This window comes from Paraburkholderia sp. WC7.3g, assembly GCF_050436345.1.
GTDB lineage: Bacteria > Pseudomonadota > Gammaproteobacteria > Burkholderiales > Burkholderiaceae > Paraburkholderia > Paraburkholderia podalyriae.
Window position 1 is genome coordinate 201,776 of record NZ_JBNDMA010000002.1, and the last position, 12,470, is coordinate 214,245.

Annotated in this window: 10 protein-coding genes and 2 pseudogenes; 1 reads left to right on the plus strand and 11 read right to left on the minus strand. The window is 63.8% G+C overall.

Going from position 1 to position 12,470, the window contains the following annotated elements:
* Positions 1-32: 32 nt before the first annotated feature.
* The 5 genes and pseudogenes from OKW43_RS12380 to OKW43_RS12400 all read right to left on the minus strand — a co-directional run bounded on the left by OKW43_RS12380 (position 33) and on the right by OKW43_RS12400 (position 5,402).
* Positions 33-285 (minus strand): annotated as a pseudogene (locus OKW43_RS12380) (hypothetical protein).
* Positions 286-1,064: 779 nt separating this feature from the next.
* A pseudogene (locus OKW43_RS12385) lies at positions 1,065-1,870 on the minus strand (DUF2242 domain-containing protein).
* Positions 1,871-2,052: 182 nt separating this feature from the next.
* Positions 2,053-2,745 (minus strand): lytic transglycosylase domain-containing protein, encoded by a 693-nt coding sequence (locus OKW43_RS12390; protein ID WP_187632611.1) that lies wholly within the window; start codon positions 2,743-2,745, stop codon positions 2,053-2,055.
* An 87-nt stretch (positions 2,746-2,832) separates the two neighbouring features.
* Positions 2,833-4,143 carry a cytochrome-c peroxidase gene (locus OKW43_RS12395; protein ID WP_429451645.1) on the minus strand — a complete coding sequence of 437 codons (1,311 nt, stop codon included), beginning with the start codon at positions 4,141-4,143 and terminating at the stop codon, positions 2,833-2,835.
* Positions 4,144-4,166: 23 nt separating this feature from the next.
* Complete coding sequence (locus OKW43_RS12400; protein WP_429447600.1) at positions 4,167-5,402, minus strand: alkaline phosphatase family protein; 1,236 nt, start codon at positions 5,400-5,402, stop codon at positions 4,167-4,169.
* 276 nt (positions 5,403-5,678) lie between these two features.
* On the opposite strand from OKW43_RS12400, the gene OKW43_RS12405 reads away from it, so the two are divergent.
* Positions 5,679-5,939: a DUF6723 family protein gene (locus OKW43_RS12405; RefSeq protein ID WP_429447602.1), complete on the plus strand. Its 261-nt coding sequence runs from the start codon at positions 5,679-5,681 to the stop codon at positions 5,937-5,939.
* 49 nt (positions 5,940-5,988) lie between these two features.
* On the opposite strand, the gene OKW43_RS12410 is transcribed toward OKW43_RS12405, so the two are convergent.
* The 6 genes from OKW43_RS12410 to OKW43_RS12435 form a co-directional block, all read right to left on the minus strand.
* On the minus strand, positions 5,989-6,588 hold the full coding sequence (locus OKW43_RS12410) for a rhomboid family intramembrane serine protease (protein ID WP_187632606.1): 600 nt from the start codon (positions 6,586-6,588) through the stop codon (positions 5,989-5,991).
* 172 nt (positions 6,589-6,760) lie between these two features.
* Positions 6,761-8,578: a glutamine--fructose-6-phosphate transaminase (isomerizing) gene (gene glmS / locus OKW43_RS12415; RefSeq protein WP_429447604.1), complete on the minus strand. Its 1,818-nt coding sequence runs from the start codon at positions 8,576-8,578 to the stop codon at positions 6,761-6,763.
* A 59-nt stretch (positions 8,579-8,637) separates the two neighbouring features.
* Positions 8,638-9,999, minus strand: coding sequence for a bifunctional UDP-N-acetylglucosamine diphosphorylase/glucosamine-1-phosphate N-acetyltransferase GlmU (gene glmU, locus OKW43_RS12420; protein WP_187632604.1), 1,362 nt, complete (start codon positions 9,997-9,999; stop codon positions 8,638-8,640).
* Positions 10,000-10,140: 141 nt separating this feature from the next.
* The gene (gene ttcA / locus OKW43_RS12425; RefSeq protein WP_187632603.1) at positions 10,141-11,139 is read right to left on the minus strand and encodes a tRNA 2-thiocytidine(32) synthetase TtcA; all 999 of its coding nucleotides are present in this window, start codon (positions 11,137-11,139) and stop codon (positions 10,141-10,143) included.
* 3 nt (positions 11,140-11,142) lie between these two features.
* Positions 11,143-11,538, minus strand: a complete 396-nt coding sequence (locus tag OKW43_RS12430) for a dihydroneopterin aldolase (protein ID WP_187632602.1) — start codon at positions 11,536-11,538, stop codon at positions 11,143-11,145.
* 92 nt (positions 11,539-11,630) lie between these two features.
* Positions 11,631-12,458, minus strand: coding sequence for an SDR family oxidoreductase (locus tag OKW43_RS12435; RefSeq protein WP_187632601.1), 828 nt, complete (start codon positions 12,456-12,458; stop codon positions 11,631-11,633).
* Positions 12,459-12,470: the final 12 nt, after the last annotated feature.

The following is a 12,470-nucleotide window of genomic DNA, read 5'->3' on the forward strand; positions in this document are numbered from 1 at the left end:
TGCGCACCACAGGCGTCTCACCCATTCGCTAACTATGCCGCGCGCGGATGAACAAACAGGCTCGGGGTATCGGCGGTCGGCGGAAACACGCACCAGCAGCCGTCGTCGTGACGAAAGAAGAACAGACCGCGCCCGCCCTCTTCCGACGACGTCTCGACCCGCACATAACGCCGCCCGCCCGTGCGCGTGCGGCTGAACTCCGTCACGTGAACCGGATCGGCGCGGCGATGGCGCAAGCCACTTCTCGACCAGAAACCGCAACGACTGTTCGCTCGCGGCTCTCATGATCTGCCCCGAAACAGCTTGTCCCGCTGTGCGTCGCGCGCGGACTCGGGGCTGTCGTCGTCGCGAGTCGGATCGACGTCCTCGGCAGCCTCGGCGGCTGCCAGCGCCATCACCCGATTGGTCGCGGCCGCGCGTAGTGAACTGCAATGAGCCGCATGTCGAAGGTCCGAGAGAATACGGACTAACTGTCGTGCTGATCTGCGTTTCATACGTCCCCCGCACTGCACCAGAAACCTCACAAAGCACTTTAACTCTATGCCGGATTGTTCGCTGGCCCAATGGTTTTTGCGAAATAGCAACAGTTGCGCTTGCAATAAGAAGACATGCAATCCCCGTACCGCGCTATCAATGTGCGCGTTCGATGGGCGGAAATCTGTGCGTTGGCGAGCGCTTCGCATCGCGCGAAGCGTTGTTGCGAGAGCAACGGGAAACGCCATCGGAAGCGGCGGTTATCCACAGCGGCCTCTGAATAACGTCGGGATAGCGCGACGAACAGCCTGTGCGCGAAATCTTGATAAAGGCGAGCGTCGGCTAACGGTGTTCGAACTTATCCCACTTATGTAGTTTTCTACCGACGTGTTCCGCGGGGTTATCGATTCCGCATGATATTGAAGCGGCGTGACATTTGCGACTTATCCACAGATTCGGTGAGCCCTTGTTAACTACTACTACGTATGTATACGTATTAAGTAAACACCATAAGGCAATACCACTTCGCGCCTGAATCACAGCCTGATCGGAACTTGCTCAGCCTCGATGCGAAAGCCGCCGCGACGCTATCACGGCATCAGCTTGGTGCCGCTCGCGGGTTCGATCGCTGCGGCCTGGCCGATCGGATCGGCGAGCTGGACGACCGGTGAGGGTGTCGCAAACGAAGCAGTCGCGGGCGAGGCCGACGTCGGTTGGACCGGCACGGTCGGCTGCGTTTGAATGGCGGCGGGCGACGTCGCGGGCACCGGTTCGGGCACCGGCTCAGGCGTGGTCACCCGGAGCGGCGCGGCGACCGGCAGCGTCCGCGTTTCGATCGGGCTGCTCGTCACCGGCTGCGTGCGAACGACGGTCTCCAAATAATGATCGACGAGGCTGAAAAAGCGGTCGTAGAACTTGCCCGACGGAATCGTCTCGCTCGAGATCTTCACCATCGCGTCAATATCGAGCGGATCGGCAGCGACAGCGAACCTAGCACGCTGAGTCCGACGCTCGCCGACGTATCGCTTTTCTTCAACGCGAAGCCGTTCTGCACCGCGTTCACATAAACGATGCTGGTATCGGCCGCCTCTTCGCCGGGCGTGCACACGACGTGAAATTCGACGACCACATGGGTATCGCCGGTCGGCTGAAAATTCTTGGTGCCGTCGACGGTATCGGGACGCGACATCGTCGTCAGATAGCCCTGGCTCAGCAGTGCTCGGCGCGCGGCCTCGCAGCTATCGCCCGTGCTCGAATTGAAATTGCGGGCGTAAGGGCTTGCGCCGGTTTCGAACAGTTCCTGGGTGAATTTGGGCTGCGGCGTGCTGCTGCATGCCGTGAGCGCGAGCAGCCCAAACAGGGCCGCGGCGGTGGTGCGGGAAAAGGGGATCTGCATGATCAGGTGCGAGAAGCGCCTCATGGGCGCGAATGGGAATGCATTGTAGAGCGCGCAGCGCTATGTGCGTAAAAAGTGTGCAACCCGAAACCTATTACGTCGCGTGATAGTAACGAGATGCACGCCAATGACCGTCGAAGCGCGTACGGACCGGAAGGAGACGGGGAACTGCGCGAGCGCGCCTATTTCGATGCCGTGCGCGTCGAGCCCGCTGTCGCCGCGGAAGTCGAGCCCGAGGCCGGGGCCGACGATGCCGCGGCCGCCCCGCTCGCCGCGGGTGTCGCGGGTATCGTAAGCGCCGCCGGCACGCTGAACGCGTTGGCCCACTGGTTTGCGCCGGCACAAAGATCGACTTCGCACGCGGCGGGCCGCCCGGCGGCCCCTGAAGCGCCATCTGCGGGTGTCGCGACCGCCGCGAAATCCTCGACGCGCAGATTCACCTTTTGCGCATAGGCCTTCGAGCCGCCATAGCTCTTGAGCGCGCTATCCAGATCGCCGTTCGCCGAGCGCATGTAGCCGTACAGGATCGCCGAGCCGGCTTCGATGTTCGCATTCGGCTCGGTCAGGTCCTTCACATTGCGCAGCAGCCCGCGGTGCGCTTGTGGCACGACCTGCATCAGCCCCGTCGCGCCGTTGGCGCCGCGGGCTTTTTCCTTGAAGCGGGATTCGATCGAGATGATGGCGAGCAGCAGGGCCGGAGGGAGGGAGTATTTGGAGGCGGCGGATTGCACCGCGTCGGAAATCTTTTGAGCTTTTTCTCTGCCGACACCGAACTTCCGCGTCAGATACGCCGAGATTCGGTCGCTGTTTTCGTCGGCCGCCGCGGTTTGCGCGAGGCCGAGCGAAAGCACGATCAGGCAAAGTAACCGGCTCATGGCGGACGATGGAGGTGAAAAAGATGCGCGCATTATAGCGCCGCCGTGCCGGGCGGCACCTTTCTTCGACGATTTTTGTCTTTTAAATCAAGGGCGACCGGAACTGTCGCTGCTTTTCGATCCGCTTACTTCGCCGCTTTTTCCTTTCAGCTCATAGCCGTCGGTCAGCGTCGCGAGGAACGCGGCGACATCGTCGATATCGCGTTCGGACCAGACCGGGCGCTCGCCCGCTTTGCGCGTCAGCGGCTCATCGGTCGTGTCGACGTTCACGCGCAGCGCGACCGGCAGGTCGTTGAATTTGTCGACTTTTCCTTGCGCATCCTTTGGATACCACTTGTCCGGGTTCGTATCGCGTTGCATGTAAAAGCGCAGCGCATCCTTCAGCGTGTGAAAACGGCCGTTGTGAAAAAACACGTGACGCGTCGCGGTATTGCGCAGCGACACCGATTTGAACAGCCCGCAATTGAGCTTGTCGCTCTGATCCTTTCGCAAAGGTCCGCACAGGCCCAGATCGAAATACTCCGGGTCGGCGTTGACCTTCAGCTCCGGGTTGCGCGGCACGCCGAGGGCCTGAAAGTTGAAGTCGGTAAAGAGCGGATGAGCGCCGTTCACGCCTGGCTGGTCGATGTGACAGGATGCGCAATTGCCGCCAGCGGGGTCGTCGAACAGCTTTTTGCCATGCAACTCCCGCGCAGTTAGTTTCACTTTTCCGTCGAGGTAGTAATCGAACTTGCTCGTGTACGGATGAAAACTCGAGTCTTCGAGCTCGAAGCGCTCGATCGAGTACATCGCCTGCGTGAACGCTTTCGACGGATCGGCAAAGATGTTCTGGCCGAACACGTCCTTGAAACGCGCCGCGTACGGCGCGCGCTGCATCTTCGCGAGCAACGCGGCCGGATCCTTGTTGGCCATCTCGTTCGGATTGAACAGCGGGAAGCTTGCCTGTTCGTGCAGATAGTTGAAGCGCCCGTCCCAGCCGAAGCCGCCGACCGGCGCGTTATCGGTTTCGCTGAGCCGCTCGGACCGGCTCGCCGCCTGCGCATGCGTCCAGATCGGCGTGCGATTCAGCACGTAGCGCAGGCTCGGCACCGCGCGCGTGCCCTGCCGATGCAGGTCCGCGCCGCCCAGTTGCGCGGCGAGGCCGTTGGGCGGCCCGTAAGCGTGCTCGGGACTGTGACAGCTCGCGCACGACATCTTGCCCGAGCCCGACAGCGCCGGATCGAAGAAGATGAGCTTGCCGAGCGCGGCGGCATCGCTATAGACGGGCCTCGCATCGGCTGATGCCGGTGTCGGCGTCGGCGCAGCAGCGCGCGCCGCCCCGGCTCCGGCCAGCAACGCGCCGCCCATCAGGGCGGCGAGCGCTAGCCGATGCGCGCTCGCGCGCTCCGTGAATCGCATGACAGAAGACAGCATCGAATCTTTTACAGGTTCGTGAAGATGTCGCTGCCGAACCCGACCAGACCGGCCTGTCCCGCGTAACCGAGGTGGTCGAGCTGAAAGATGTCCTCGATGCTCTTCAACATCGAATAGTGGTTGTACGGCACCGTGGACACCGTGCCCGGCTTGATGAACTTCGAGATCATCACCGCGCCGGTCTGGTCGCCGCCGAAGCTCGTCTTGGTCAGGTTGATCGTGATGCCCTTATACGCGAGCGACGAAGTCTGCGGAAACGACGGCAGGTTCGGGCCCGGTTGCTGGCTACAGCAGGTCGTGCCGGCAAACGTCAGATCCTGGCCCGACGCGGACTGCGTGACGGTCGCGTAGCTGCTTTCGTCGAAGTTGATGATCAGCAGACCATCCTTCTGGAACGCCGGCGACGCGGTGATAATCGGCACCCACTTCTGCAGGAACGCGTTCGCGCTCGTCAGGCCGCCCGGTTGGCCGTTCACGCAAGGCGCGTCGTGGCCGTCGTCGCACAGGTTCGGCGTGATCAGGTTGAAGTTCGCCGTGGTCGACACCGATTGCAGATCGTTCTGCAGGTTATTCAGATTGACGACGTGCGTGCCGCAGTCCGGCGAATCGATGATCGAGTGGAAGTACATGAACGGGTTGTGGCGCGTCGCGTACTGGTCGCCGAGCGGCACGGCCGCGCTCGGTGCTTCGGCCGACTGCGTCAGGTCCGTCGTGTTCAGTGTCGGGTGGCCGCAAGTGGCGGCTTCGCGCGACGGGTCGTTGCCCATGTCGCCTTCGTAGCCCTTCCACGTATAGCCCGCTGCCGTCAGCTGGTCCGGCAGCGTCTTCACGCTCGCCGGATACACGCAGCCCGAGCCGATCGCCTGGCCATCGGACGTCATGCCGGTGAGCTTGAAGTCCTGGTAGGTGATGCAGTCGTTCTCGGTCTCATTGGTCGGCGACTGGCCGCTGATCATCGCGATGTAGTTATCGAGACTCACGTGGCCCGTGCCGTAGTACTGCTGCACGAGCGCGCCTTGCGATGCCAGAGTTTGCGCGAGATACGGCGCTTTGGTGTTGGCGCCGAACGTGGTCGAGTAGTTTTCGTTTTCGAGCGTGATCACGAAGACGTGGCGAATCTGCTGCTGTCCGGTCAGTTGCAGCCCGCCGGACGAAGAAGACGAGCCGCAGGCGGCCACGATCAAAGCGATGAAAGCCGTGCACGCGGCCATGATGAATGCGCGTAACCCGATGCGGTGTGACATGTTGGTTGCCCTTTGTTGTTACCTCTTTGTTGCCCTGTCGGGAGTGCTGTCTGATTCGCGGGCAGACTTTAGGTAGCACCCGTGACATTGCGGTGAAAGTTGACGTTAGTTCACCAACAAGTCCATTGGCGAACCAGCGAACCTGTCGGCATCGCGCATCGGCTCATAGGGCGAAGGGTTACCCGCTCGCTTCGCGCTTCGCGCGGATTTGAGACAATGCATGTCGACCGCGCATATCGTTGCGCGTCGCTTCGATGAACAACCGATGTTTCCGCTATGAGCAAGACCGCGTTTATTCCCAGCGTCCCGGGCACCTCGGAGGACGACTTCGATATTTCGGCGAGCGCGAAGATGGCCGGCTACCGGCGCTTCCTCGGCGTATTGAAGGTGGTGCGCACGACCGACGGCCGCGTGCTGTTTCCATTCGATGGCGCGCCCGAACTGGGCCCGCATTCGAGCCGCCTCGAAGCGCTCGCGGCCGCGCAGGTGTATGGCGAACATATCGTTGCGAGCGATCTGGCGCGGCCGGAGTTATAGACGGTAGCTTCTTTCGACGGCCCGCGTCCCGACGAGCGCGACGTGTCCGTCAGCGAACACGCACCCGGCTTGCCGCACCGGCCCCCGAGCGCGCGGCGAGCACTCCGCCAAGCACACCGCCGATATGGCTCTGCCACGACACATCCGGATAGATCGGCAGCACACCGAACAGCAGGCTCAGACCGTAGCTGCTGACGACGATCAAGGCCACGAGGATCGACACGATATTGCGCGTGTAGTAACCGCGTGCAACGAGGTAACCGGCATAGCCGAACACCAGCCCGCTCGCGCCGATGTGCACCGAATACGGCGCGCCGAATAGCCACGCGCAAAGACCGGCGCCGAGCATCGCGCCGATGGTCGCGCGCCAGAAGCCGGCGATGTTGGGCCACGTACACAGCCAGCCGAGTACGACGAGCCCGCTCGTGTTGGCGGCGATGTGCCCGACGCTCGCATGCAGCCACGGCGCGAACAGGATGCCCTGCAAACCGCCGAGCGAACGCGGCACGACGCCGTGTTCGTTCAGACGCAGGAACGGCAACGCGACCGACAGAAAGAACACCGCCCACATCGAACCGACGAACAGCGCGATTAGCGCAACGCGTGACTTCAGCTTTTCGGTCAGCGTGTTGGGAGATGAGGTCTTCATGATGACGAGGCCACGTGGGATGTCGACAGAGGGTAGTCGATGTGGCGTCGTCACGTCGAGGCATCGTGGAAAGACAGATGCCGATTGGAGCGATGGATATTTCGTCAGCCGGACCGCATCGCGGTGCGGCTGATCGCGTGAGCTTGCGGCCCGGTTTGCCGCTGCGTCTTCGTCACTCCACCGTCACCGACTTCGCCAGGTTCCGGGGCTTGTCCACATCCGTGCCACGCGCACAGGCGGTGTGATACGCGAGCAACTGCAGCGGCACGACGTGCAGAATCGGCGACAGCAAGCCATAGTGCTCCGGCATCCGGATCACATGCAGCCCTTCGCCGTTGACGATCTTCGTATCCGCATCGGCGAACACATAAAGCTCGCCGCCGCGCGCGCGCACTTCCTGGATGTTCGACTTCAGCTTTTCGAGCAGCGCGTCGTTCGGCGCGACCGTCACTACCGGCATCGCCTCGGTCACGAGTGCCAACGGCCCATGCTTGAGTTCGCCAGCCGGATACGCCTCGGCGTGGATGTACGAAATCTCCTTGAGCTTCAGCGCGCCTTCGAGCGCGATCGGATAGTGCATGCCGCGTCCGAGGAACAACGCATGTTCCTTGCGCGAAAACTCTTCCGACCACGCGATGATCTGCGGCTCCAGCGCGAGCACGCTGTTGAGCGCGGCCGGCAGGTGGCGCAACTGCCTCAGATAACCGACTTCCTGCTCATCGCTCAGGCGCCCGCGCAGCTTCGCGAGCGTTGCCGCCAGCGTAAACAGCGCGACCAGCTGCGTCGTGAATGCTTTGGTCGACGCGACACCGATCTCGCGGCCCGCGTGCGTCAGGAACGACAACCCGGTCTGCCGCACCATCGCGCTTGTGCCGACGTTGCAGATCGCGAGCGTGTGCCGGTGGCCGAGTTCCTGCGCGTGCCTGAGCGCCGCGAGCGTGTCCGCGGTTTCGCCCGACTGCGAAATCACCACCACCAGCGACTTCGGATTCGGCACCGACTCGCGATAACGATACTCGCTCGCGATCTCGACCTGAGTCGGAATCTTCGCGAGCGACTCGAGCCAGTACTTCGCGGTGAGCCCCGAGTAATAGCTCGTGCCGCACGCGAGAATCAGCAGGCTGTCGATGTCGGCGAACACCTGGCGCGCGCCTTCGCCGAAGATCGACGCATCGAACGCGTCGGCTTGCGGAATCGTGTCGGTGATCGCGCGCGGCTGCTCGAAGATTTCCTTCTGCATGAAGTGGCGATATGGGCCGAGTTCGACCGCGCCGCCATAGGCGGCGACCTGGCGCACCTCGCGTTGCGCGGCCTCGCCCTGGCGATCGGCGATGCGCACGCCATCGAGCGACAGTTCGCACACGTCGCCTTCCTCGAGGAAGATAAAGCGCTCGGTGCTGCCCGCGAGCGCAAGCGCGTCGGACGCGAGGAAGTTCTCGCCATCGCCGAGTCCGACCACGAGCGGCGAGCCCTGGCGCGCGCCGACCACCGTATGCGGCTGGTCCTTGTGCAGCACCGCGATCGCGTACGCGCCATGCAGTTGCGCGATGGCTTCGCGCACCGCCGCGAACAGGTCCCCGCGATACAGGCTATGCACCAGATGCGCGATAACCTCGGTGTCGGTCTGCGAGACGAACTCGTAGCCCTTGCCCCGCAGCATTTCGCGCAACACCTCGTAGTTCTCGATGATGCCGTTGTGTACCAACGCGAGCGCATCGCACGAGAAAATCGGGTGAGCGTTGTCGGTGACCGGCGCGCCATGTGTGGCCCAGCGCGTATGCGCGATTCCCGTCACGCCTTCGAGGTGACTGTCGCGCACCTGGCCATCGAGGTCGGCGACGCGCGCGACGCTGCGCGCGCGGCTCGGCCCGCGAGCGCCGAGCACGGCGACGCCGCACGAATCGTAGCCGCGATATTCGAGGCGTCGCAGTCCTTCGATCAGGACGGGAACGATATTACGTTGCGCAACCGCGCCGACAATGCCGCACATGGTGTATTCCTTTTCAGTGCCGGATTCAGTGAGCGCGCCTCGTGGGCACGCCGTATCGATCAGCTTTTCTTTTTGACCGGGCGCACGTAGCCCGTTTTGCTCGTTTGGGTCTTGTCGTTCAGCACCAGCGCGTCGGCGGCGACGTCTTTCCAAACCGTGGTGCCGGCCGCGATCGTCGCGCCGCGCTGCACGCGCACCGGCGCGACCAGTTGCGTGTCCGAGCCGACGAACACGTCGTCCTCGATCACGGTGCGGAATTTGTTCGCGCCGTCGTAGTTGCAGGTGATCGTGCCCGCGCCGATATTCACGCGCGCGCCGACATCTGCATCGCCGAGGTAGGTGAGGTGGTTGGCTTTCGAGCCGTGACCAAGCACCGCATTCTTGATCTCGACGAAGTTCCCTACATGAGACTCGTCCTGCAGCGCGGCGCCTGTGCGCAAGCGCGCATACGGACCAACGACGGCCTTCGCGCCGACTTGCGCACCTTCGATGTGCGTGAACGCGTCGACGCGCGTGCCCGCGCCGATGCTCGCATTGCGGATCACGCAGTTCGGCCCGATGCTGACATTATCGGCCAGCGTGACGCGGCCTTCGAACACACAGTTCACGTCGATCGACACGTCGCGACCGCATTCGAGCGTGCCGCGCACGTCGACACGCGCCGGGTCGGCGAGCGTCACGCCGGCGACCAGCAGCGCGTCGGCGACATCGCGCTGGTGAATCCGCTCGAGTTCGGCGAGTTGCTGCTTGCTGTTGACGCCGAGCGTTTCCCACTCGTCGTCGGGCTGCGTGGTGACGACTTCGATGCCGGCTTCGATCGCCATCTCGACCGCGTCGGTCAGATAGAACTCGCCTTGCACGTTGTCGTTTTTGAGCGCCGCGAGCCAGCCGGCGAGGCGCGCGGTCGGGGCGACGATGATGCCGGTGTTGATCTCGGCGATCTTCAGTTGCTCGGGACTCGCGTCCTTCTGCTCGACGATGCGCCGCACCTTGCCCTGCGGATCGCGCACGATGCGGCCATAGCCGGTCGGGTCGTCGAGCGTGACGGTCAGCACGCCGTAGCCGTCCCGGCCCGCGCGTTCGGTCAGCGCGCGCAGCGTTTGCGCGCGCGTGAGCGGCACGTCGCCATAGAGCACCAGCGTGGGCAACGAAGGATCGAGCAGCGGCAGCGCCTGCTGCACCGCGTGGCCGGTGCCGAGCTGCTGCTCCTGCACCGCGAATTGAATATCGGGCGCCGCGACGGCTTCACGCACGGCTTCGGCACCGTGGCCGATCACGACGATCAGCCGCGCGGGCTTCAGCGCGCGGGCGGTGTCGATGACATGAGCGAGGAGCGGCCGGCCGGCCAGAGGATGGAGCACCTTGGGAAGCGCGGACCGCATGCGCTTGCCGGTGCCTGCCGCCAAAATAACGATGTTCATGGCGTCGGCAAATAGACGAGTTTGGAGCGCACGATTCTATCATGCTGCACCTGCAAAAAAGGCCGCTGACGCGGCCTCTGCAGCACTTGCATTCCAGCGGAAAACCGCCGGAATGCCGCCAAAACCGGCACGTTTCGCCAGTTACAGGTCGTCGAACTGGACCAACGGGATCGTCTTCCCGCTGAGCGGCGCACCGTCGTCGCCGGTCGAGCACGGTTCTTCGTCGAACGCGATATCGCCTTGCGGATCGGCCTCGCCGGTCGCGCGCAGCCCCGCGAACGGAAACAGCTGGTGATCCATCAAATGCGACGGCACCACGTTCGACAACGCGTTGAACATGTTCTCGATGCGGCCCGGGAAACGCTTTTCCCAGTCGCGGACCAGAGCCTTCATTTCCGCACGCTTCAGGTTCGGTTGGCTACCGCACAGATTGCACGGAATGATCGGGAATTTACGCAGCTCCGCGTACTTCTCCAGATCGGTTTCCTTCACGTAGGCGAGCGGCCGGATCACGATGTTCTTGCCGTCGTCCGATTGCAGCTTGGGCGGCATGCCTTTCAGTTTGCCGCCGTAGAACAGGTTCAGCAGCAGCGTCTGCAGGATGTCGTCGCGATGATGGCCGAGCGCGATCCTGGTCGCGCCGAGCTCGCCCGCGACGCGGTACAGGATGCCGCGCCGCAGCCGCGAGCACAGCGAGCAGGTGGTCTTGCCCTCCGGCACCAGCCGCTTGACGATGCTGTAGGTGTCCTGGTTCTCGATGTGAAACGGGATGTCGAGCTGCGTCAGATATTCGGGCAGCACGTGCTCGGGGAAGCCCGGCTGCTTCTGGTCGAGGTTCACCGCGACGAGGTCGAAATTGATCGGCGCGCGCTCGCGCAGCCGCATCAGAATGTCGAGCATCGCGTAACTGTCTTTGCCACCCGACAGGCACACCATCACCTTGTCGCCGTCCTCGATCATGTTGTAATCGCCGATTGCCTGGCCGACCTGGCGCGCGAGCCGCTTGAACAGCTTGTTGTTCTCGTACGCTTCCTTCTGCTCGCGGCGCGTGAGCGGCGATTTCGGGGCGCGGGCGGCGCTGGTCGCCGCGGTGGCCTCGGCGGCCTGGTTGCCTGCGTTCAGGATTTCCGGTGCGTTCATCGTTCAGTCCTCCTTGATGCGGAAGACTTCGACGCCGACCGCATCGCAGTCCGGATACACGTCCGGCTTTTCGGTCGACACGCGCGCGCCGCGCACCTGCGGATGTTCGAGCATCGCGCGCACGAGGTCGTCGCACAGCGTTTCCTGCAGATGGATATGGCCTTGCGAGACGCGCTTGGCGATCGTCGAGCGCATGAAGTCGTAGTCGACGACTTCGTTGAGCTTGTCTTGCACCGGCGTGGACATCGCGAGCGGCACGAACAGTTCGACGTTGATCACGACGCGCTGCTCGCCGCGCTTTTCGAAGTCGTGCACGCCGATATTGATGTGCACTTCGTAATTGCGCAGAAAAAGCCGGCGGCAATCGGCGAGCCGGGGGTGCGAAAGAGCGGCAAACATGTTCGTTCCAGTCAAAAAAGCGTGCGGGGCACGCAAGGGGGCGCTTCACCACACGCAACGGCCGCCTCGGCGAGGCAAGCCGCGCCCGCGTGTCAGGCGCCCGTCAAAAACATCACGTCGCGCGGCAGCGGCACCAGATGCTGCCCGCCGTCGACCACCAGCGTCGTTCCGGTGACGCCGGCTGCATCCGCGAGATACAGCGCGGCGGCGACGATATCCTCGGGCCGCGACGCACGGCCAAGAGGCGTCATACGGTGAGCGGCCTCGAACCCGTCGTGGGTCTGGTCGCCCGATTGCATGGTCAGGCCGGGCGCGAGCCCGACCACCCGGAGCTTCGGCGCGAGCGCCTGAGCGAGCGCGACCGTCGCGGTCTGCAGCGCCGCCTTCGACAGCGTGTACGACAGATAGTCCGGGTTCATGTTGTACAGCTTCTGGTCCAGCACATTGATGACGACACCGCGCTGGCTCTCGTCGCGCAACGCCGCATCGGGCGTCGCGTCGTAAAGCATGCGCGCGAGCACGAGCGGCGCGCCGAGGTTCATCGCGGTCAGCTTCAGCAGCAGCTCGTAGCCGATGTCGCGCGCCGTGTCTTCCTCGAAGCGCGACGCGTTATTGACGACGCAGGATGGGCGCCCTAGCGCGGCGGTACAGTCCGGCAGCAGCCGCACGACCTGCGCCTCGTCGCCGAGTTCGGCGTGCAGCGCGACCGCGCGGCGGCCCAGCGCGACGATCTGCGCGACCACTTCGTCGGCGTCCTCACGCGAGGCGCCGTAGTGCACGGCCACGTCCCAGCCGCGCGCGGCAAAGCCGAGCGCGAGCGCGCGCCCGATGCGGCGCGCGGCGCCGGTGATCAGCGCGACGCGGGGCGTTTGGGGCGGCACTTCGGCCGCGCGGGCAGCGTTGTCCGGAGAAACGGTCATTTACAATGCGGG